17 protein-coding genes and 1 pseudogene are annotated in these 22404 nt (G+C 52.7%); 6 read left to right on the top strand and 12 right to left on the bottom strand.

Going from position 1 to position 22404, the window contains the following annotated elements; translation table 11 throughout:
• Positions 1-17: 17 nt before the first annotated feature.
• The 4 genes from CHH67_RS14075 to CHH67_RS14090 form a co-directional block, all read right to left on the bottom strand.
• Entirely contained in the window at positions 18-851 is an 834-nt protein-coding gene (locus CHH67_RS14075) for a carbohydrate ABC transporter permease (protein ID WP_095265826.1), read from the bottom strand.
• A 1-nt stretch (position 852) separates the two neighbouring features.
• Complete coding sequence (locus CHH67_RS14080; RefSeq protein WP_244908198.1) at positions 853-1749, bottom strand: carbohydrate ABC transporter permease; 897 nt, start codon at positions 1747-1749, stop codon at positions 853-855.
• A gap of 94 nt (positions 1750-1843) precedes the next feature.
• Complete coding sequence (locus CHH67_RS14085; protein WP_095265827.1) at positions 1844-3106, bottom strand: ABC transporter substrate-binding protein; 1263 nt, start codon at positions 3104-3106, stop codon at positions 1844-1846.
• A gap of 122 nt (positions 3107-3228) precedes the next feature.
• Complete coding sequence (locus tag CHH67_RS14090; RefSeq protein WP_095265828.1) at positions 3229-5223, bottom strand: glycoside hydrolase family 43 protein; 1995 nt, start codon at positions 5221-5223, stop codon at positions 3229-3231.
• Between the two features lie 353 nt (positions 5224-5576).
• On the opposite strand from CHH67_RS14090, the pseudogene CHH67_RS14095 reads away from it, so the two are divergent.
• Both CHH67_RS14095 and CHH67_RS26775 read left to right on the top strand, forming a co-directional pair.
• Positions 5577-6911, top strand: a pseudogene (locus tag CHH67_RS14095) (family 43 glycosylhydrolase); the annotation flags it as partial.
• Positions 6912-6935: 24 nt separating this feature from the next.
• The gene (locus CHH67_RS26775) at positions 6936-7352 is read left to right on the top strand and encodes an RICIN domain-containing protein (protein ID WP_280523041.1); all 417 of its coding nucleotides are present in this window, start codon (positions 6936-6938) and stop codon (positions 7350-7352) included.
• A gap of 77 nt (positions 7353-7429) precedes the next feature.
• Here the strand turns inward: CHH67_RS26775 and bcbE are convergent, their stop codons facing one another.
• The 5 genes from bcbE to CHH67_RS14120 all read right to left on the bottom strand — a co-directional run bounded on the left by bcbE (position 7430) and on the right by CHH67_RS14120 (position 15030).
• Positions 7430-8722 (bottom strand): bacillibactin exporter BcbE, encoded by a 1293-nt coding sequence (bcbE, locus tag CHH67_RS14100; RefSeq protein ID WP_095265829.1) that lies wholly within the window; start codon positions 8720-8722, stop codon positions 7430-7432.
• Between the two features lie 107 nt (positions 8723-8829).
• On the bottom strand, positions 8830-10533 hold the full coding sequence (locus CHH67_RS14105) for a methyl-accepting chemotaxis protein (RefSeq protein ID WP_095265830.1): 1704 nt from the start codon (positions 10531-10533) through the stop codon (positions 8830-8832).
• A 211-nt stretch (positions 10534-10744) separates the two neighbouring features.
• Positions 10745-13072 carry an RNA polymerase recycling motor HelD gene (helD, locus tag CHH67_RS14110; RefSeq protein ID WP_095265831.1) on the bottom strand — a complete coding sequence of 776 codons (2328 nt, stop codon included), beginning with the start codon at positions 13070-13072 and terminating at the stop codon, positions 10745-10747.
• A 255-nt stretch (positions 13073-13327) separates the two neighbouring features.
• Entirely contained in the window at positions 13328-14383 is a 1056-nt protein-coding gene (locus CHH67_RS14115; protein ID WP_095265832.1) for an FUSC family protein, read from the bottom strand.
• A gap of 77 nt (positions 14384-14460) precedes the next feature.
• Positions 14461-15030, bottom strand: coding sequence for a phosphatase PAP2 family protein (locus CHH67_RS14120; protein ID WP_230875668.1), 570 nt, complete (start codon positions 15028-15030; stop codon positions 14461-14463).
• A 346-nt stretch (positions 15031-15376) separates the two neighbouring features.
• Here CHH67_RS14120 and CHH67_RS14125 point away from each other — a divergent pair, with 346 nt between their 5' ends.
• On the top strand, positions 15377-16150 hold the full coding sequence (locus CHH67_RS14125) for a metallophosphoesterase family protein (protein WP_095265834.1): 774 nt from the start codon (positions 15377-15379) through the stop codon (positions 16148-16150).
• A gap of 112 nt (positions 16151-16262) precedes the next feature.
• On the opposite strand, the gene CHH67_RS14130 is transcribed toward CHH67_RS14125, so the two are convergent.
• Complete coding sequence (locus CHH67_RS14130; RefSeq protein ID WP_095265835.1) at positions 16263-16457, bottom strand: hypothetical protein; 195 nt, start codon at positions 16455-16457, stop codon at positions 16263-16265.
• 259 nt (positions 16458-16716) lie between these two features.
• On the opposite strand from CHH67_RS14130, the gene CHH67_RS14135 reads away from it, so the two are divergent.
• The 3 genes from CHH67_RS14135 to CHH67_RS14145 all read left to right on the top strand — a co-directional run bounded on the left by CHH67_RS14135 (position 16717) and on the right by CHH67_RS14145 (position 19397).
• Positions 16717-17898, top strand: coding sequence for a peptidylprolyl isomerase (locus CHH67_RS14135; protein WP_095265836.1), 1182 nt, complete (start codon positions 16717-16719; stop codon positions 17896-17898).
• Positions 17899-18063: 165 nt separating this feature from the next.
• Positions 18064-18411 (top strand): hypothetical protein, encoded by a 348-nt coding sequence (locus CHH67_RS14140; protein ID WP_095265837.1) that lies wholly within the window; start codon positions 18064-18066, stop codon positions 18409-18411.
• 164 nt (positions 18412-18575) lie between these two features.
• Positions 18576-19397 (top strand): YwaF family protein, encoded by an 822-nt coding sequence (locus CHH67_RS14145; RefSeq protein WP_095265838.1) that lies wholly within the window; start codon positions 18576-18578, stop codon positions 19395-19397.
• 107 nt (positions 19398-19504) lie between these two features.
• On the opposite strand, the gene CHH67_RS14150 is transcribed toward CHH67_RS14145, so the two are convergent.
• Both CHH67_RS14150 and CHH67_RS14155 read right to left on the bottom strand, forming a co-directional pair.
• Complete coding sequence (locus tag CHH67_RS14150) at positions 19505-20503, bottom strand: aldose 1-epimerase (protein ID WP_095265839.1); 999 nt, start codon at positions 20501-20503, stop codon at positions 19505-19507.
• Positions 20504-20601: 98 nt separating this feature from the next.
• The gene (locus tag CHH67_RS14155) at positions 20602-22302 is read right to left on the bottom strand and encodes a glycerol-3-phosphate dehydrogenase/oxidase (RefSeq protein WP_095265840.1); all 1701 of its coding nucleotides are present in this window, start codon (positions 22300-22302) and stop codon (positions 20602-20604) included.
• Positions 22303-22404 lie beyond the last annotated feature (102 nt).

The raw sequence follows: 22404 nt of genomic DNA on the forward strand, positions 1-22404 counted from the left end.
GTACATCGCTGCTGGTTCTATTTGACCGCTGATTGCGTAATAGCTTTCACAAAAGAGCGCTGGCCAGCGATGAAAATAATGAGCACCGGCAAGGTCGCAATCGTTGTCATCGCCATCAGCTTGCCATAAGCCTGCGTATAGCTGCCCTGCGACATCAACGCAATCCCGGCTGTAATCGTGCGCATCTCTGGCGAAGTGGTAGCATAAAGCGGCCATACGAAATCGTTATAAATGCCCATAAACGTAAAGATCCCAAGAGTAACCATAATCGATACGGACGCCGGCAGCAATATCCGCGCGTAAATCTGCCACTTGTTAGCACCGTCAATGCGCGCTGCCTCTTCAATTTCCTTCGGGAAGGAGATGAAGAACTGGTACAGCAAAAACACACCGAACGCACCGGCGGTATACGGCAGCACCAGCGCAGCGTACGTATTGATCAATCCGAGTCCGTTGAACTCCATGTACATCGGCAGGAACGTCAGCACCCCGGGAATCATCAAGGACGCGATGAACATCGAGAACAACGTTTTGCGAAACGGCATATCGCTCAAGCGGGCAAGCGCATACGCTGCCATCGAATCGATCAGCAGCACAATGGCCGTGCCGATCATGCCGACCGACAGGGAGTTCATGATCCAGCGCATGATTGGCACATTCATCAGATCTCCGTTCAAGCCTTGAATGTAGTTATCCAGCGTCGGTTTTTTCGGAATGAAATTCATCTGTCCGGCAAGCGCCTCAAAGTCGTTTTTCAAGGAGGTTGACAGCATCCAGATTAAAGGGAGCAGAAATACAGCGGCCAATAGGACAGCCAGTGCAACCAGCATGGTTTGGCGCAGTTTGTTCATGTTAGTTCCCCTCCTTGCGTCCATAGGTCAGTCGATATTGCACCACAGAGATGACCATAATGATCAGCGCCATCATAATCGCCATCGCTGACGCTGAGCCAACCTCTTTGCGAATAAAGGCATGATCCAGCACATTCATGAGCAGCACCCGGGTCGTGTCCCCAGGACCTCCGCGAGTCAGCAGGAACGGCTGCGCATAAATATTGAAGGAGGCAATCGTTGAAGTGATCATCACAAACAGCATGACAGGCCGGATCGAAGGCAATGTAATATGCCTGAATTTGCTCCATGCATTGGCCCCGTCAATCGAAGCAGCTTCATAATAATCCTCCGGCACCTCATTAAGCGCATTAATAAAAATAATCATATTAAAGCCGATGGTCCACCACAGTGTCGTGGCAATCAGGGAAATCCATACCCACGGCGTATCGGTCAGCCACGGAATGGACGCAATGCCGAGCTGCTGCAGCATACTGTTCAGAAAACCAGCATTGGTATCAAACATCATCAGCCAGATGACCGCCATAACCGAAGCCGAAATCGCATAAGGCATAAAATAAAACGTACGGAACAGCCCCCTGATTCTACGCGGCAGTGCGTTGACGAGCAGCGCAATGCCCAGTCCGACCAAGATCAGCAGCGGCACCGAGAACAGCACGAATTGAATCGTCACCCACAGTCCGTTGAAGAACAAGGCATTCTCATAGGTTCCCGAAGTAAAGATCGCAATATAATTGCTTAGTCCGACAAACGGATGCTCCTGCGACAGCAGCTCGAAATCATGCAGGCTGATGTAAATGCCATAGCCTATCGGAAACAGCATAAATGCCGCAAAGCACAGCGTGTATGGCAAAGCAAACAGCGAGGAGCTTAACCGGGACTTCCAGGTTGTTTTCACACGTATAACCCCCTACAACTTTTCATGAACTTTCGGCATCGCTGAAAAAGGGAAGGACGGAGCGGCTCCGTCCCTGTCCCATATGACACCCAGCTTATTTGATCGCCTGTCTCGATTTGGCAACCGCATCGTCCATCGCCTGCTGGGCAGGTTTCTTGCCAAGAAGCGCATTGTTCAGCTCGCCCCAGATCGGCTCGGAAATCGTTGGCCAGTTCAGCACATCCGGTGCAAACTGTACATAGGAGAAGCTTTCGGCAATCGCGCTTTGCGGCAGCGCCTTAAACTCTTCGCTTTCCAGCATCGGCTTGGCTGCCAGCGCCTGGCCTGACTCCGCCCAATCCAGGGAATTGGAAGCGACGTATTTCAGGAAATCGCCAATGCCTGCCAGCACATTCTCGTCTGTCACATCACGCGGAACCGCAAAGTTATGCGACCCTCCATATACAGCCTGCTTCGCTTTGCCGATTTGCGGAACCGGCGCTACACCATAGTTCAGACCCGCTTCATCGAACTGGGATTTCATCCAAGGCCCGTTAAATTGAATCGCATTTTTGCCTTGCAGGAACAATGTGTTCTCTCCATCCTGCTGCACGTTGGCCGGCGATACGCCCATATCGATCAGGCTGCGCAGCCACTCAACCATCTCAACCGCTTCCGGCGAGTTGTATGCCACATCGCTGCCGTTCCACAGCTCTCCACCGTTCTGCCACACGAGGGTCGGGAAAATGAACTGCTGCGGCCACAGTGTCGGCACAACATAACCGTATACGCCCGCGCCTTGATCCGTCAGTTGTTGAGTTGCATTCTCAAACTCCTCGCGCGTGGTCGGCGGCGAAGCAATGCCCGCCTTCTCGAACAGATCCTCGTTGTAATACATGACCAGCGGATGGATATCCAGCGGAATGCCGTACCATTTGCCTTCAATCGTGGCATAGTCAATGGCCGCTTCCACATAGTCCGATTTGCTTAGGCCCGCATTCGCAGCGATTTCATCAATCGCCTGCAGCTGGCCTTTATTCTGATAGGTCGGAATTTGATCAAGATGCATAATTACCAAATCCGGACGATCCTTGGCTGCACTCAGCGCGACGTCAAGCTGCTTGTAATACTCCCCGTTCGGCTGGATGACAAACTTGACGCTGTACTGGTCCTGTGATGCGTTGTACCGATCCACAATCTGCTTCATGAACGGGCCGTCTGCGCCAGAGAACGGAGACCAGAACAGCAGCTCCGTTTTGCCGCTCTTGCCGCCTTCCCCGGAGCTTTGCCCCCCGGAACCGCTCTGACCGCCACAGCCTGCCATCACGAGCGCGACCATGATCACAAGCGTAAGCAAGGATGACCATTTTTTTCTCATTTGGATTACCCCCTCAGGATGTTCGATTTAATAATGGAAGCGGATTCTCTTCCTCGCTTCTCATCTTAAGCGCCGGACATGGGCAAAGATATGTCATCTCTTTCGATGAAATGGACATTTTTTTAGAAGCCTAATGCCGTCCATTCCACCGCTTCCAATCGCATATCAAGCCTGGCTTCAACCAGGACCGCGCAGATATCCTCTGTCCATGGCTCGCTTGCGATCAGCTCACGCCCATACCAGATGCGCAGCTGTCCGCCCTGCCGCTGCAGGTGAACGGTGCCTGTGTGCTCTCCTGCTGCCGCAGGCAGATCCAGGCGCAGCTGCTTCCCCGCGGATGCTATTGCTGTGAGCTGTAGCGGCGAATTGCCCCATCTGCCCTTCACATCAAAGCGAAGCTTGCAATCCATCGCATCGAACGGATGAAGCAGCTCGATCGCCGCTGCCTCCTTATCGCGCAAGCGCCCTTGGAGCGCTCCGCCCTCCATTCTCCACGCCCCTTGCCGCACATTAACAAACGGAAGGAAGCGGCTCGCCGTTTGTTCTGACAGCGCCAAATGTCCTGTCAATGCCACCCCGGCAAACGCGGCAGCCGTATAATGGGTAGTCAAGCCGAACCGTGGTTTGTCTGCCGCTTCAAGGGGCTGCAAATGAGTCTCTAGCATTGTCATTCCATCAAGCTTGATCGATATATGATCGCCCGTGACCGCCAGCAGGAGCTGGTGATACACGTCAAACCGAAACCGATCCGGCACTTTCACCGTCATTGGGTCCAGCTGCACTCCGGCAACTGTCTCATATATGCCAATCGTCCGTTTGCCAACGTCCAGCAGCACCTCCGCCACATGCTGCTCGCTTAAATATCGGGCGGTAACGCCGTATAGTCCTCCCATATGATGGGGCTGCCAGCGAAGATTCACCTCAAACAGCGCTGCCTTGTAGCTGTGCTCCAGCAGCAGCCGGGCCGTTCCGACCGTGCTCTGCTGCTCCAGCTGCCGGTTTCGGACATGCCATGTGCCGTTCACATTGTGCCAGCTGCTGCCCGGCTGGATCCCGTTGCTGCCGTCAAACAGATCGCGAAAGCCCGGGAACGCCGGTGCATCGCATTCCTCGCTGCTCGGACCGGGAACCCACATATTGTCGCCAAGCCAGAGCAAAGGATCAATTCGCATCTGACGGCGTTCCTCCCCGGAGTCAGCACCTTTCCCCTGCTCGTCCTTCGCATCCAGACGATCGCGTCCATGGTAAACGACCCAGTCATCCACATTGTTCGGCGCTTTGACCACACTGTTATGCCCTACCCCTTCCACCTGCGCGCTCTGACGCAGCAGTGGCTGGTATGTCTGCTCGTCCGGAAATTTCGTCCACGTCAGATCAGCGATGGATACGCCATCCTGATGACGCGCGGTGCTATAGCCAATGTAGTAGTGCGGCTTGGTAAAGGCATTGCCGCTGTACATGCAATAGTGAATGCCGCGCCGCTGCAAATAGAACGCGCCTTCGATCGTATGCCAGTTGCGTCCATCGCCGAAACGGTTGCGCTCGTAAATCTCTTCGTCCAGCGTCGGCTTGACGATCAGCTTCGGCTTGCCTTCCGGGGTGAGCGGGTCCAGCATTCGGTCGGCCAGAATGACCGTGCCCGGTCGCTCGCCGTCAATGCCAAGCGTCGCATTCGTCGAATAGAGCAGGACAAGTCCCCCATCCACATCCCGCACCACATGCGCATCTATTGAAAAGGTATCAAACAATTGACGCTGAAACTGGAACGGCCCTTGCGGGCGTTCCGATACCGCGACCTGCAAATATTCATAATGCACGTCCTCCTCCCCGATCTTCCGGGAGGACACATATAAGTAGAACAAACCGTTATCGTAAAAAACCGCCGGCGCCCAGTAATCGGACTGCCCTTCCCGCTGATAGCCGTATCCAAGATGGGTCCAATCCACCATATCGCTGGAGTGAAGCACGCTGACACCGCCGCCGGATGTCGCATACGCATAATATTCACCGTTGAATTTCAGCACGTACGGGTCCGGATTGACACCGGGGTTCAAAGCGCTGTGCTGCTCCGCTGTGGAACGGACTGAAATATGTACCGGGTTTGCAAATGTTCTCATTTCTATAACCTCCAAGTCTCCCGCTGCATGATCGGCCGGACCACGAGGTATCCACCCTCGTATCTTCCGTCCGCTACAAGTATAGCGAGCGGCGCAGAGAGTCGGACAGCGCGCATCTTTGGAGATTATGGACGTATTTTTAGATCATCGGCGGCATTTATAGGCTAATGTCCAGTACTTACAAAAAAACGGCCTGTTGTCACAGGAAAAAACATGGTTTGCTGGAAGTAAATGCGCACATGCATTATGCGCATCATTATGAAGGAAGGGGTTGAATGAGGATGACGATGGGATACCGCGCTTGGAGGAAGCTGGTGAGCCGGGCGCTGGCCGCACTGCTGATCCTTGGCCTGATGCTTCCGGCGGGAGCAGCCGAGGCGGCAACACATCAAAACCAGTTTTACAACGTGATTATGCAGGATGGGGCCGACCCTTGGGTCTACCGTCACACGGACGGCTACTATTATTTTACGAAGACGACGGGGAACAACGTGACCATTTGGAAAAGCGCCACTTTGAGCGGCTTGGACGCCGCCCCATCGCGAGCCATCGAGACCGGCTGCTGCAACGTATGGGCGCCAGAAATCCACTATATTAATGGAGCCTGGTATATCTATTACGCCAAAGACGACGGTGACAATGTCAACCACCGGATGTACGTTATGGAGAATACGTCGCCGGATCCGATGCAGGGGAACTGGGTACACAAGGGCCAGATTACCGATCCGACCAATAAGTGGGCCATTGATGGTACCGTGCTGCAGGTCGGAGGTCAGCTCTATTTCATCTGGTCTGGCTGGGAAGGCGACGTGAATGTGCGGCAGAACCTGTACATCGCCGCCATGAGCAATCCGTGGACGATCAGTTCCAACCGGGTTGAGATTGCCCGGCCAACCTACAGCTGGGAAACGAATCACTCCCCTCATGTCAATGAAGGGCCTCAGGTGATTGTCCGAAACGGTGTGATCAGTCTTGTCTATTCCGCCAGCGGCAGCTGGACCAATGATTATTGTCTGGGCCTGATCACGGCCAGCACGAACAGCAATCTGTTGTCTGCGTCTTCCTGGACCAAACGCAGTCAGCCGATCTTCTCATCGGGAAATGGCATGTATGGCCCAGGACATCAATCCTTCACCGTATCGCCGGATGGCAAGGAGGACTGGATGATCTATCATGTCGCCAAGCATCACAATGCGGGCTGGAATCGGGAAATTCGCGCTCAGAAATTCACCTGGAATGCTGACAACACGCCGAATTTAGGCGTGCCGGTCCCGCCCAATACGCCGATACCGGTTCCATCGGGCGAGTCTCAGCGCGTTCGCTATGAAGCGGAGGAAGGCACATTCGGAGGTGCAGCCTATGCCTCCCCAGGTCCGGGCAGCTCCGGAGGCATGAAGGCCGGACATATCGATACCGCGGACAGTTTTGTCGAGTTTTCGGTATACGCAGCAGCGGCTGGTGATTACATCTTGTCCGCTCGCACGGCAAACGGAACGTCTGGCGGAGGCTGGTCCAATTTGAACATTACCATCAACGGCCGAACATCGCCGTTTCATGTCACGAACAAAGGATGGGATAACTGGGGATTGTCCACGATCCGCACCCATCTGAACGCAAGCTGGAATACCGTCCGCTTCACCAAAGGGAACGGCTATGCGGAAATCGACTTTTTTGATCTGACACCGGCGGAGCCTGCAGCATGGACCGGCTCCATCTACAAACTCATCAATCCAAACAGCGGCAAAGCGCTGGATGTCGCGGGAGGCGAGCGGGGCAACGGCACCAATGTGCAGATATGGGAGGATAATAACACCTCCGCCCAAGAATGGCGCGTGACCAGCCTTGGCGATGGCGCGTATACCCTGATCAATCCGAACAGCGGCCGGGCGCTGGATGTTGCCGGAACAGGCACGGCCGACGGCACCAATGTTCATATTTGGGATGACTTTGGCGGAAATCCGGCCCAGCGCTGGGCAATCATCCGCAGCAACAACGGCTACAAGCTCATCAACCCGAACAGCGGCAAGGCGCTTGACGTCGCCGGAGGCGGGACAGCAAACGGCACCAATGTGCAGATTTGGAGCGATTATGGCAATGCTGCGCAAACGTGGCAGCTGTACAGAAAATAACAATTCGTCATAGCATAAAAACAAGGGGATCACCCGTCACTGCAACATGACAGCGTGATCCCTATCTTATGTCGAAGTCAACGCAAAGCCGAGAGCCGCTTGTGGGTCAGTTCCTTTTTGCCCATGCCGCCCGGCTTTTTAAAATCCATCCGATACGTGCCTTCACCCGAGCCCCCCTTGGACTCCGGCTTAACCGCAAACAGACTCAACAGGCCGCCCAGCAGAGATACGCCCGCCAGCGTGCCGAACAACGCCCAGCGGTTGCCTCCCATCAGAAGGGACACGGCCGGCGGGCCGAGCGACACCCCGATGAAACGCATGCTGCTGTATAGCGACGTAATCGTGCCACGCTGCTCCTTCTCGATGCCTTCGGTAAGCAGCGTATCCATGCAGGGCAGCACCATCCCGATCCCGATGCTTCCGAAACTCATCAGGCCTAATACATATATGATTTGGCTCGTGAAGCCGACAGCGATCAATGAAACGGTTAACAAACTCATTCCGGCAAATCCGGTCCACTTCATGGCCGCCTTGTTTTTGCCCGTAAATTTGCCTGCAAGATACGAGGCAAGACATAAAAAAGCGAGGGGGATCGCAAGCACCAGACCTTTAATGACGCCGTGAAGATGATGCTTGCTTTCAAGCGTCTCTGACAAATAAAAAAGCAGACCAAACACGCCAAACATCGCGATGCCCCCGATCGCAAAAATGGCGTAAACCCATCTTCCCTTCTCCCGGAGCACTTTTTTTGTCGTTCTCAGAAATTCCCCAATCGACTGCTCGTTCTTCTCATTCTTAGGCACCTTGACCAGAAAGATCACAAGCACCAACGAAATGAGACTGATAATCGGAATAGCCACAAAAGGAAGAAACCAGATAAAACTCCCAAGCAGCGCGCCGAGAATCGGGCTTAGCACCTTCCCGAAGGTGTTGGAGGTCTCAATAATGCCGAGGCTCTTGGCCACTTTTTCCTCGTTGTCGAACATGTCGCCGACAAGCGGGATCACGATCGGGAAAGCGCCTGCCGCACCAATCCCTTGTAGAAACCTGCCCGCAAGGATGACCGTATAGGCTGTCCCGCCTTCCATCATCCATGCCGCAGCAGCTGACACCGCCCCGCCAGCCGCTGTAATAATCAAACTGGGAATGATGATCTTCTTGCGGCCAAACCGATCGGACAAGTAACCTGCGATCGGAATCAGCAGGATGGCAACGACAGCATAAACGGTGATGATCATGCTGACTCGAAAGGAGCCGATCCCAAGTGCCCTGGAGATTTGCGGCAAAACAGGTATAAGCATTGAATTGCCCAGGGTCATAATGAGAGGTATGGAAGCAAGGGCAACCAAGTCCCATTTCTTTTTTTCCATGAGAAGACCACCTTTATGTTTTCTGCATCCATATTGTAGGTTAAATGGCCTTTAATATGCATGCGTAAAGGTGGTCGTTTTTTCCCATATTAACGTTATGAGCCGAACTATACTTTAAAACCGGACATCAGCTGGCGAAGTCTGCCCGACATTTCGTTCAGTTCTTCTACCGACATCGAGATTTCCTCCATGGAGGCAAGCTGTTCTTCGGTTGCTGCGCTGACGCTTTGCGTGCCGCCTGCTGTCGTTTCCGTGACTTCCTGAATTCTGCGGATAGCTTGAACGAGTTCTTCCACGCCGTAATTCATTTCATCCGTTGCAGCCGTCACCCCGTAAATTTGTTCATTGAGCTGCACGATGGATTGCTCGATATCTTTGAACGCCCGCTCTGCTCCCTGGGCGACGCTCATGCCCTCGGTAACTTTGTGGGTTCCGTTCTCCATCACATTCGCAAGCTCATAAATGTCCTGCTGCAGCTCCTGTACGAATTGCTTGATTTCAATCGAGGAGTTGGAAGCCTGCTCAGCCAGCTTGCGTACTTCGGAAGCAACAACCGCAAAGCCCCGTCCGTGCTCGCCGGCACGCGCCGCCTCAATCGAGGCGTTCATGGCAAGCAGAGACGTCTGTTCGGCAATTTCAATGATGATCTGACCGATGGAGCTGATGTTTGTTGCCTTCTCACCGAGGGAGCGCACCGACTGCGCGGATTCATCCACACTGCTGCGAATGTCGTCCATCTGGTTCAAGGTTTGCAGGATAGCCTGCTCGCCGTCGGAAGCCAGCTGATTGGTCCTCGAAGCCAGGCTGGATACATCCTTGGCCGTTTCGGCGATATGCTTCATGCCTTCCGACATATCCGTCGCCGTTGTCGTTGTTTGCTCAGTATCGGCAAGCTGGTTCTCTACACCGGCCGCCAGTTCTTCCATAATGCCGGCCGTTTGCTGGGAAGCCTGCCGGATTTCGACCGTGCTCGATTTCAGTTGTGCCGCGGATTCGCCGACTTTTTCTGCCGTTTGCTGAACCTGCATGACAATATTTCTGAACCCTTCTACCAATTTATTATACGCATCCGCAATATCTCTAATCTCGTCCTTGGTTGTAATGTTCAATCTCGTTACCAAGTCGCCTCCGCCTTCAGCAATCTTCAACAATTGGTCCTTCATTGTATTCAGCGGCCGAATGGAACGAATCAGCAGGTAAGCCTGAACAATATAGTAGCCAACGGCAATCACCCCGAATAACAGCATCGCGCTTCGATTCCATGAGCTGCTGCTCATTGTTTGATTAATCCGCTCATTAAGCTCCTGATTCTTCTCTTCCGTAAAGTTCGCGATCAGGCTTGCAAATGCAGAGCGAATGCTTTGCTCCTGTTTATACGATTCCTCGTAAACCCGGAACGGAACCGCTTTGTAGAAGCCGGTGTCGTAACCAAGCTTATTCAATACGGTCATGACAGCCTGCTCATATTCTTCGAAACCGGACTCGATTTCGGACAGCATCTCCAAATCAGACTCTTCGCTCATAAGCTCTCTTGTGCTTGTCAGAAGACTGTTAATCTCACTTCGCTTGACGTTCAAATCTTCTGTATAAGCAAAATCCCCGGTCAACAAAAACCCGCGTTCATTATTAGCAATTCCTTCCAGATTCTTCTCAATCTGAGTCAGGTTATAAATAATCTGCTCGTCTACATCGATAATCTCATTAAAATTCTGTTCGGTTGAATAGGATGATACAAATGCGATGAAGACAATAACAGCCGTTGCAAGCGTTAATAAAGAAGACGAAATGACCATTTTTGTTCTTATTTTCATTCCAAAGCACCGACCTTCTCTTATTTGAAATAAAACCCCCTAGTATTTTTTCGGACGTTTGAATAGGAAAGTGAATAGATCGCTTTTGTGCGGAATCGCTTACATTTATATTTTTTTGTCCATTGGTCAAAATTTTTTCGTCAGCGGCGATTTCCCCATCAAAAAAGGCTGCAGAGATGACTCTCTTGGCAGCCTTTTTATGCAATTCATATTATGGATTCGGCAGAAACCGGCTCTTCTCTCCGATATGATACACATGCAGCACATGCATGGCCCGCGTACATGCGGTGTAAAACAGCTTTCGCTCGCTTTCCCGGCGATACACATCGGCAGAGCCGTTATAGATAATAACAGCATCAAACTCCACACCCTTGGCCAAATAAGCGGGAACGACAAGCGTCCCTTTCTCGAAAGAAGGCGTCGTTTTGGTGACGAGACGGGTCTGAAGCGTTGCCGACAGACGCTCATGGACCTGCCGGCTTTCTTCGGCCGTTTTGCAAATGACAGCCACATAATTGTAGCCCTGCTCATGCAGCTCGCGGAGATCGCGAATCACCGCCTCATCCAGCGACTTCTCGTCCGCCTGCTGGATGACCCGGGGCGCCTCGCCTGGCCGGTTAAATGGAACGATCCGCTCTCCGCCCGGTATCATTTGACGAGTAAACTCTACAATTTCATAGGTTGAGCGGTAGCTCCGCGTAAGCGATATGACCTCCGTATCCTCTGCCCCATACAGGCCCACGAGGTTCTCCAGGCTTCCAAGCACCTCGCCATGGGCGTAGATCGCCTGATTCAGATCGCCAAGAACCGTCATTTTAGCCCTTGGGAACAACCGCTTCAGAAACTCAAGCTGAAATGCGGAGTAATCCTGCACCTCATCCACAATGACATGACGGATGGCGGTGTTGGTTCTGAAGCCTTGAAGCAGCTCCTTCAAATACAGAAACGGCGTTGCGTCCTCATACAGCAATCTTTTATCCCGCAAAGCCTGCAAGGTCAGGCTGCAAATCTCCTCCCAATGCGCTGGGATGCTGTCCGCATCTATGGCTGCCTGCCGAAACAGCGCCTGATCGGTGAACAGTCTCCGGTACATGCCGGTAACATTGACATACCGCAGCCGCTTGATCCAGCGGCGAACCGGTTTCAGCCGATCGCTGACGACCATCCGTGCAAGCACGTCTTTCTCGACATCATGATCGTTAAAGGTCGTGTCTTTTTTGTTCTGTTTCCGGCGCATCGTTTGGAACGCCCGTTGATAGTCCTCGATATCCAGCAGCTGCATCTGTTCTTCAACCCACGGCTCCTTTTTCTCTGCCTGGGCGAAATCCGCAAGCCGCTTCAGCAGCCATTCACGCATCAAGTCAATGCGACCGGCCAGCTTCACAGCACGATCATAGCTGTAGAAATGGGCCGCCATCTCATCAGCGCTGACCACCACCTTGCCCTGGAACACAATCGGCTTGAACATCATGCCTTCCTTCTCCAGCATCTCTTTGTAGCGTCTGATCGTATCCAGGAAGGCGACCGAAGATTTGTAAGTAATGCTCTCGATGCGCGCCCGGTATTCCGGAGTATCCTCGCTGTTCAGCAGTGATTCGGTCTGTGTGAACACATCCTCCAGTTCAAACTCCTTGCCGAGACGGTGCTCCAGATAGGCCTGAAATGTCGTCTGCTGCATGTTGTCTTCCCCAAGCTCCGGCAGAACGGAAGATACATAGCTGTTAAACAGCGGATTCGGGGAAAACAGCAGCATCTGGTCGGCCCGCAACGAGCCGCGGTATTTGTAGAGCAGGTAGGCCACGCGCTGCAGCGCGGCGGAAGTCTTGCCGCTGCCTGCCGCCCCCTGTACGATCAGCATACGGGTCTTGTCATTGCGGATCACCGCGTTCTGTTCCTTCTGAATCGTGGCCACAATGCTCTTCATCCGATCATCCGCACTATGGCTGAGCACCTGCTGCAGCAGTTCGTCTCCAATGGTGACCCCGGTGTCGAACATCACCTGGATCTTGCCGTCATGAATGATGAACTGGCGCTTAAGCTCCATCTCCCCGCTGACTTCACCTGAAGGAGTTTCGTACTTGGCAGGACCGGGAGCCCCGTCATAGTACAGGCTGGATATGGGCGCACGCCAGTCATACACAAGGAAGCTCTCCATATCCTCATCCAAGAATGAACCGGTCCCCAAATAAATGGACTCTGTCTCAGACGATCCATGTTCTTTGAAATCAATTCTCCCGAAATAGGGGGACTCCACCAATTTTCTATATTTTTTGAGCAGCTTGCTGGATTGCAAATGCGCCCGTTCCCGGTCAGATAACACCTGCGACTGCTGCCTGAGGTTCGTGGAGGTTTCCCCCAGATCATCCGGGTTGCTGAAGTTCACCGTAACCTCATCCCAGAAATCCTTCCGCATATCGATAACATCGCCGCGTATTTGGCCCACATCGGCCTCCAGCTGCGCGATTTTATGTTTGATTTTACCTGTGACTTCGGTAACCCGCTGCTGTTCGTCTTTCCAATCTTGCTCACTGATCGCCATTTTTCCATCCCCCCATTTTACTGGTTGACAGCTCTGAACATCTCTGTTATAATAAAATTGATGTATTCTGTCTATTATATTTCTTTTGTTGAGAAACCAGTTTCCATTGTATCAGCCTATATTATATTTATCAATAGAGTATCCAGCCCCCCGGTATATAACCGGATTTTTTTATTTATACATCGTAACTAGCAAATCAGCAGCCGGCCCGAATACTTGGACCAGCTGCTGTTCTTATATGATCTTGAGCGCACCCTACCTTCCTAGCCAGGACAGATACGCATCATCTCCATCCTTCTCGCCCAGACGGTTGATTTGTTCCGCAACCCGGTTCAGACGATCGAGTTGATATCCGTAATCATACATAGCCGCTGCGACGACGGACAGGCGCAGTCCTCCGGATTCCGAGCCATGGACTTTCATGACCCGCTCCATAAACTCCTCGTTGCACGCGGACATACTATCCGCTTCATGCTCATTGGGCTTCAGCTTTCCTTCGAATTTCCACAAAATATGTTCATGGTATTTCATCAGCCGCTCCAGGTTCTGATCAAACTCGGCATCCACCTCTTCGGTGCGTTCTGCCTGGAAGTAGTGATTCTCCACGGCATCGAGCACCTCGTACCCTTTGCGCAGCGACTGCAGCAGCTGCTTGTAGACAACCAGCTGTCTGGCCTGGCTATATTTGGCCCGTTTCAGCTTCTTCTGCTCTTCCTCGAACAAATTATATTTGTCAGACAGCGATTTAATCGCGGCTTCAAGCGCCTTCTTTTCGGCACGATAGACGGAATCTTTCATCTCATGCGAAATGGCTGTGCGCAGAAGCAGCGACATTTTCTCAAAAACGCTGTGAATCCGCTCGAAATATTGCTCTTTAGGTTTGGGCGGGAACACAAGGATATTGATAAGAAAAGCAGATATGATACCGATAATCGTTAGTATGAAGCGGTTGAGCGCAAAATCCCACTGACCCGAAGCCTCCATTACGGAGATGACCGTCACCAGCGTCAGGCCGATCGTCTCTCCCATGTTCAGCTTCATACATATCATGATGACGACGATGCAGATCAGGCCGACAGCAATCGGCTGATTGGACAGAAAGTATCCGCCCAGCATCGCGAGAACGGCCCCCAGCGTGCTTGTCTGCAATTGATCAAGGAAATATCTCCATGACCGATAAATGGATGGCTGCATGGCGAATATGGCCGCAATCGCCGCCACAACAGGCGACTCGAACTCAAACAGCATCGTCAAATATAGCGCCAGCGTAACCGCCAGGCCGGTTTTGAACATCCTTGCACCAAATGCCACGAAAGAAGCCTCCCTTCCTGCATTCTATTACCCGCCGCTGCATTACGTTATGCAACAGGCGCTGTGATCATGAGGCACTATGAAGTTCGCCCGAACCTTCGCTCATAAAAAGCTACACACAAGGTTAGCCAAAAGGCAGCGGCGAAATACCCTCCAACAATGTCGCTCGGATAGTGAACCCCCAAATAGATCCGGCTCAGCCCAATCGCGGCCATCATCACAATCGCCGCAGCAAGCAGAATCAATTTCCCCGCGCGGCCCGGCATATATCTCCACAGCAAGTAAGCAAGAACACCGTAAAAGGAAACGGAAGACATCGCATGCCCGCTCGGATAGCTGTAGCCGGCCGCTTCCGCCAAACGGTATATCTCCGGCCGCTCCCGTTGAAACTGCCATTTAAGCAGGGAATTCAATATCGGAGAACCGGCCACTACCGCAAGCATAAGCAGCAATTCCGTCCGAAACCGGAGCCGAATATAGAACATGAAGGCCAGGATCAGACAGATGATAAACATCGGAATCACCGATCCGATATAAGATAAAACCTGTGCTGCCTGCGTGATCCGGGGGTGCTCGCCTGCTTGCACGGCATCGATAAGCGGCGGATCCAGCCAATCTGTGCGATGCTGCGCGACAAGCAGGGACATTATGATAAATCCGGCAAGGCTAACCGCTCCTAATATCCAACGAATACGCGGCCATCGCTCTGTATGTATCATTCTTATATCATTCAGACTCCTTCCAGCAACATTATCAGCATCATCTCCAACCGAAGATAGATATATTATCACATTTTGGCGGGAAGTCCCAAGTATATTCTGCTCAAATGAAGCGGGATTAGTCTGTTAAAGACGAGTTCTCGCCTTCCGATAAGTTATTTTACCGTATTTTTTCTTCAAAAAAAGCAGGGTTATCGGACTTAAATAGGGAACACATTACGTCGGGAATAGATCGCGTCAATCTGTCCATATTACACAGAAGGGAGGTACTTGGATGAGGACCATTGTCATCAGCGATATCCACGGGTGTTATGATGAATTTAACACCATGCTGGAGAAGGTCCGTTATCGCCCGGCTGAGGATCAATTGCTGCTGCTTGGCGATTATGTGGACCGGGGCATGAAAAGCAAGGATGTGGTCGACCAGGTCATCAAGCTGCATGAGCAGGCCGGGGCCGTCGTGCTGAAAGGCAATCATGATGATATGATGCTTAAGGCGCTGCTTGAAGAAAATGCGCGGTATCAGTATCACTGGCTGAGCAACGGCGGCAGCCAAACCTTGCTCAGCTATTGCAGCGAAGTCATTACAGGCGACATTATGGAGCCCGAAGTCTTTCAGGCGGCCAAAACATACATATTAGAGCATTACCGGCATCATCTCGATTTTCTCCAGTCCCTGCCCCTCTATCATGAGGGAGAGAAGCACATCTTTGTCCACGCTGGAACCAATCCGGCCTATGCGGACTGGAAGGAGCAACCCGGCGACGATTTCATGTGGATACGGGATGCGTTCTACAACCATCCGACCGGACTTGGCAAAACCGTTGTGTTCGGGCATACGCCGACGTTCCATTTGCATCACACCGGCGAAGTCTGGTTCAGCCCGCACGGGGACAAGATCGGCATCGACGGCGCCTGCGCTTATGGCCACCGTCTTCTCTGCCTGGAAATTGGGAACGATGATGAATATAAAACATACGCCGTACCGAATGCTGCAAATGAATGGCCGGAAGATTCCCCGCTGGAAATGGAATCGACCGAACCTTAGGGCTTAAGCGCCCATCGGGTTCGGCCGATGCGATGTTACCCAGACATATGTATCATGGAATCCTGTCAGATTCGTGCATGCCAGGTTATGGATGAGGCTCTGCCCGGACTGATCAATCAACCAGCGCCCAGATCGTTATGAAGCCGATCAGCGCAATCAGATAAATGACAACCAGCTTTACGATGTTGTTCTTGGTCTTCCGCTCATATTCCGGATTCGACTTTCTGTTTTCCTGGGACAGTCCGACAAGCATCGTAGCGATGCCGCCGATTAACGCCAAGGTAATGACCATTATGTACAAAAGCAATGCGCAATCCTCCTTATGAACAGGGACATGCCGGACAGCAGCACAGCGTTCTCCAGCAGCTCAATTACGTTTATTTCCATTATATGAGATGATTAGCGTCAAGTCCATGTCACTTTATTAACAATCATATCCGCATGTGCAGAAGCTTTGCTCCGCGGCAATTTTTATTTTTTATTAAGGTAAAAAGCGCGGCAATCTGGTACAGTTAAAAAGTGGAACAAGCCATAAATACATGCCTTTGAAGGGAGTCAACATTTACATGAAAGATCAAGATCTGCAATCAACGAATCCGGGTCCGCCGGAGGATGAGCAAGGAAAAACCAATGAGAATGAACGCGAGCTTCAACCTGAGCAGGTTGCTCCTTCTGATGATCATACAGAAATGACGGCATCAGAAGATCCGCATGCACCGGAGGAAGAGTCCGCGCTGGAAATACAACCTGAGGAGTACAACGCCAACGAAGACACAACCCAAGACGAGCAGTCATCGGACCCGGTCGGTGTCATGGTTGCCGACCAGCCAGCTGGCCAGACTGAGCAGGCTGCCAGCGGCGGGGGCGGCGGCAACAAGGGCTGGATGATCACTTCACTTGTGCTTGCTGCAGCGCTTATTGTCGTCCTGATCGTGCCGCCATTCGGTAAGAGCTCCAATAACGATGCGGTTGCGCGGGTCAACAATGTCGATATTACGAAAGACAGCCTGTATGAAGAGATGGTGAAGGCTGGCGGGCCGCAAACGCTGGACGGCCTGATTACAATGGAAGTGATCCGCCAGGCGATGGAGGAGCAATCCCTCACCGTGACGGAAGAAGATCTCAACAAAGAAATTGATGCCTTGAAGGCATCGTTCCCTTCCGAGGAAGATTTCAATACGGCGCTTGGACAAGCGGGCATGACCATCGATGATTTGAAGGAGCAGGCCACAACCCAGATTCAGCTGAAAAAGCTGCTTGGCGACAAGGTTCAGCCGACCGAGGAAGAAATTGAACAAACCTACGAGCAGAACAAGGACCGATACGCCACGCCGGAACAAGTCCGAGCTTCCCACATCCTGGTAGAGACGAAGGAAGAAGCTGAGGAAATCGAGAAGCAGCTGAAGGAAGGCGCCGATTTTGCCGAGATCGCTGCCGAGAAGAATGAGGACGCCACCAAGGATCGAGGCGGTGACCTGAACTTCTTTGGACGCGGAGAGATGGACCCGGCATTTGAAGAGGCTGCCTTCAAACTGGCGGTCGGCGAAATCAGCGGTCCGGTACAAAGCTCTTTCGGCTACCATATCATTAAAGTAACCGACAAGAAGGAAGCAACCAATCCGACGTTCGAGGAGAAGAAAGAAGAAATCCGCGAGGAGCTCATTAACCAGAAGGTTTACGAGCAGGCGAACGGCTTTGTCCAGGAACTGAAAAACCAAGCTACGATTACAAACACACTGGAGGACTAAGCAGCTCCGAACCTGTGTTTAGCATTGATTTTGTTGCCCTGTGCTTGATGCGCAGGGCAATTTATTTTAAGTTTACACAAAAATCCCTTTTCAACTCATTCCGGTTCATGTTAAAATGAAAGCGTTACCAATTAGTTGGACTTTGAAATAAGGGGGAAGCACAGAATGATGAAACACGCATCGCAAAGCCGAAACGTGTACGAGGACTTCGTTGTGGAGACGGACATTCTGTTCTTTAAAACCGGTTCACATGGTTTGGTCAGCTTTCACGGCAGAAACTACAATATTACAAAGAGAATGACTGCCGAACAACTTCGCGGCCTGCTCTCGGATAAAACCTTTTACCCTGTATACTCCAATTGCTATGTGAATGTGCGGAAGATCACCGCTTTGGAGCAAGGCGTTGCCTACTTTGGCGAGATGGCCCCATCGGCCAAGCGGCTTCGCATTCCTCGCTGGAAGCAGGAGGCGATCAAACGTCTGATGGGTTCGGTTGAGCAGTTCGCCACTTAACATGACATCAACTTATCGCTCCAAGACAAAAGAAAAGCAAACGCCCCGTTTAGCTCTCGTTAAGCGGGGCGTTTTGTCATTGGTCATTGATCATAGATGATTGGTTATTAGTGATTGGGTCATTATGATTGAAAGCACCAGCTCATATTCAAAAATGCCCGTTCATGGTAAGATCATCGGTAACAGAGTCAACCCGCACGAAAGGAGCGATCCCCATCGAATCGCTATTTGATCCGGACTACCCGCAGCGGTTTGCCGCCTTTGCGGCTGACCATTGGAGCGCGATTGCTGCACTATGCCTGTCGGCCCTTCTGCTATACTGGTTTCGCAACAGGCTGGCCGGCAGCGACCGTGCTCAAAGCATCGTCAAATGGACACTGCTGACCGCCTTGCTGCTTCCTGAAGCGGCGCTTCATATCTGGTATGGCGTCAAGGGCGTCTGGAATCCTGCTACTTCCCTGCCGCTGGAGTTGTGCAGCCTGACCCTGTTTTTGTCCGCGGCATTGCTGATCACAGGCGCTGATAAATTATATCCGCTTGTGTATTTTGCCGGTATCGGCGGGGCCATGCAGGCGATATTGACACCGAGCCTGGATTACCCGTTTCCGCATTTTCGCTTCTTTCACTTCTTCATTATCCACAGTGCGATCATCCTCACCGCGCTCTATATGACATGGGTGCGGAAATACAGGCCAACCTGGCGCTCCATCGGCTGGACGATGCTGTTCCTGAACGGTGCTGCGCTGGCAGTAGGACTGATCAACATGGCGCTCGGCTCCAATTATATGTTTCTTATGCGCAAGCCCGAGACGTCCTCTCTGCTGGACCTGCTGGGCCCGCATCCGTATTACATTCTCGCGGAGGAACTGATTGCACTGATGTTATTTGTGGTCATGTACGCGCTCTTCTTCGCGCTTCCTTCCCGAGTGGCCCGCTATCGGAAGCGCGCAGCTCCGAAAGCCGGCTCCTCCTCTTCCATCGATTAACGAATCAAAAAAACGCATCCGGCATCGGCAGGAGTGCCTGCAGACGGGATGCGTTTTTGGGTGGAACGGCTGCGGTCCATTTCCTTAGCAGAAATCAGCAGAAGGAATCAGCCGTTGTTTCTAACATACAATCGAGAGGTTTCCTCCCAGATCTCTCCCGGCTCCAGACCGAACAGTCCGATTTCGTCCGCCGGAAGCTTCACATTCGGCGCATTGACCAGGTTGATTTGCGGCTCTGGACAGAAGAACTTCCCGGCAGCGCCGTTGTTCCAGATCATCCATTGCTTGTAGGAAGCTCCTACATCATATACGAGCGTCTTGCCGATATTGGAATCGGTCAGCTCCATCCGGTTTCGGCCGTTCTGGGGAACTGCGGTATAATGGTTGTCCATCGACGTGAAGAACGGGCTGACCCCTTCCCCCTGCAGCTGCTTCTCTTCCCCAGTCAGCGGCTGATATTTGCCCGTCGGCAGCATCCGTCCATCCAGTTCCCAGCGCTCGCCGATCGTAAGTTTAACCTTGCAATCCGCCTCGGTGCTGCCCGGAGCAAACGGCGCATTGACCGCCGTATGGAACGCCAACAGACAAGGCATCGACTCACGGCCTTCATTGCGAATGAAGACGTGCTGGGACAATCCGTCCTCGCTCAAAGCGTAACGCAGACGGAAGGTGAACGTGTGCGGAAGCATGCGGTATACCGGATGATTCTCGTCAATCTTCACGGATACGGTTACATAGCTCTCGGAAGCGGTGCTGCCGAACTCTTCCACACGCCATGGAATCGTATGCAAGAAACCGTGCAGGTGGTTGCCTGTGGACTCCTCGTTGACCGGGAATTGATATGTTTTTCCGTTCCAAGGAAATTTGCCGTCCTCATAACGGTTTGGCGGAAACAGCACCGGGATGCCGTGCACGCCAGGGTTGGCCTTGAACTGCTCCATCTCCGATTCGGCTGGCTCGCGCAGAAAACGGTAACCGCTTTCGGTATCGCGAAATGCAATCAGATTGCCGCCGATTTCCGGCAGCACCACGGCTTCATATGGTCCAAACTGAAGCCATACTGCCTTCTCACCCTGATAGGTTCCTTCATATGCTTTATGACTCACGCTAGATCTCTCCTCTCAACTAAGAACGCTAATAGATTACCATAGAAAGCACGGTCATTCTATCCTTTTTGGCACACTTCGAGACAGTGGACCGCAGTTTATAACTGCGGCCTTGTCTGCGGCTGTGTTGCACGCTCGATCTCCTGCTCCAGCTCGGACGCATGCTGCTCTTTCTCCTGATCACTCCAGTTCAGTACGGACGCCATGTAATCAATGACCGGCTCCATCCATTTCTGAGTCCAGCTAATATCAAACAGCAGGGAACCGGTGCGCCGAATGAAAAAGTCGGTCGGCTTGCATGCCATTTCGTGCCGGATCGCATACACAAGCGGAACGAGCACAGCATCCGGAAGGGGGGTGGCTTTATGCGGCCCTTCGCCCATGCTCTGCTCCGCGAGCTCTTGGGCGAGCTCGTACAGGATAGGCGCATTGGAGCCGTAAGTCTGTACCCACTGTTCAGCCAGCTTGCGGTCAATTCCTTGAGCTGCCGCGATCTCGGTCTGTTCCCGGACATAGTCCGCGAACCCGGCTGAACCGCCGACGTGGCCGCCCGATATCGGCATATGCCTGGTCTGGCATTCGCCAAAGGCCGGGCCTCCCGCCTCCCGGATTTTGGCAGCCACCAGATTCACGACCGTATCGGCCATCTTGCGGTATCCGGTCAGCTTACCGCCGGCAATCGTAATCATCCCGCTCGGGGACTCCCAGATTTCATCCTTGCGTGAAATTTCCGACGGGCTCTTTCCTTCTTCCAGAATGAGCGGACGGACCCCGGCCCATCCGGATTCCACATCGGCAGCCGTCAGCTTCACTTCAGGGAACATATAGTGAATGGCTCGTAGAATATAGTCCCGATCCTCCTCATGGATGTGCGGGCTGGCAGGATCATCCTTATACACCGTGTCGGTTGTGCCAACATAGGTCTTGCCGCTCCGCGGAATGGCAAACACCATCCGACCATCCGGCGTGTCGAAATAAATCGCTTGTTTCAGCGGGAACTTCGACTGGTCGATGACAAGATGCACGCCCTTCGTCAGTTGAAGCTGCTTCCCCTTTCGCGATTGATCCATCTCCCGAATCTGATCAACCCAAGGCCCGGCCGCATTGACGACCTTCAGAGCGCTGACGTCGCGCGTCTGGCCGCTGATCATATCACGGACGGTAATTCCGGCAATTCGCCCGTTCGCATCGTAGTTCAGCCGCTCGGCCTTGGCATAATTCAGCAGCACCGCGCCTCGGGCCGCTGCCTCCTTCAGCACTTCCAGCGTCAACCGGGCGTCATCGGTCCGGTATTCTACATAATACCCAGCCCCGAGCAGACCGTCCGCTTTAAGCAGCGGCTCCCTGAGCAGCGTCTGCACCGGGGACAGCATCACCCGGCGCTCGCTCCGCTTGACACCCGCCAGGAAATCATAAACCATCAGCCCGATCGAAGTGCTGAATTTGCCGAAGGTGCCCCCCTTGTGAATCGGCAGCAGCATCCATTCCGGTATCGTCACGTGAGGGCCGTTCTCATATACAACCGCACGCTCTTTGCCAACCTCGGCGACCATCCCGACTTCAAGCTGTTTCAGATAGCGAAGCCCCCCATGCACCAGCTTCGTAGAACGGCTGCTGGTGCCAGCGGCATAATCCTGCATCTCAACCAGCAGCACTTTCATTCCGCGCGTGATCGCATCCAGCGCTATCCCGGCCCCTGTAATCCCGCCGCCAATAACGATAAGATCATAAGGATGTGCTCCCAGCCCTTCAAATATCGACTGTCGCTCCAAGCTTGAGAATGACAGTACTTCGTTCATATAAGAACTCCTCCCCAATCCAATCTCCGAAATCGATCTTAGATGCTGCTCTCTGCATTTCCCCTGTATCTGTTTCCTCAATTCCCGGCAAAACCCTGGCGA

It is taken from the genome of Paenibacillus campinasensis (genome assembly GCF_002272015.1).
GTDB classification, from domain to species: Bacteria; Bacillota; Bacilli; order Paenibacillales; family Paenibacillaceae; genus Paenibacillus_AQ; species Paenibacillus_AQ campinasensis.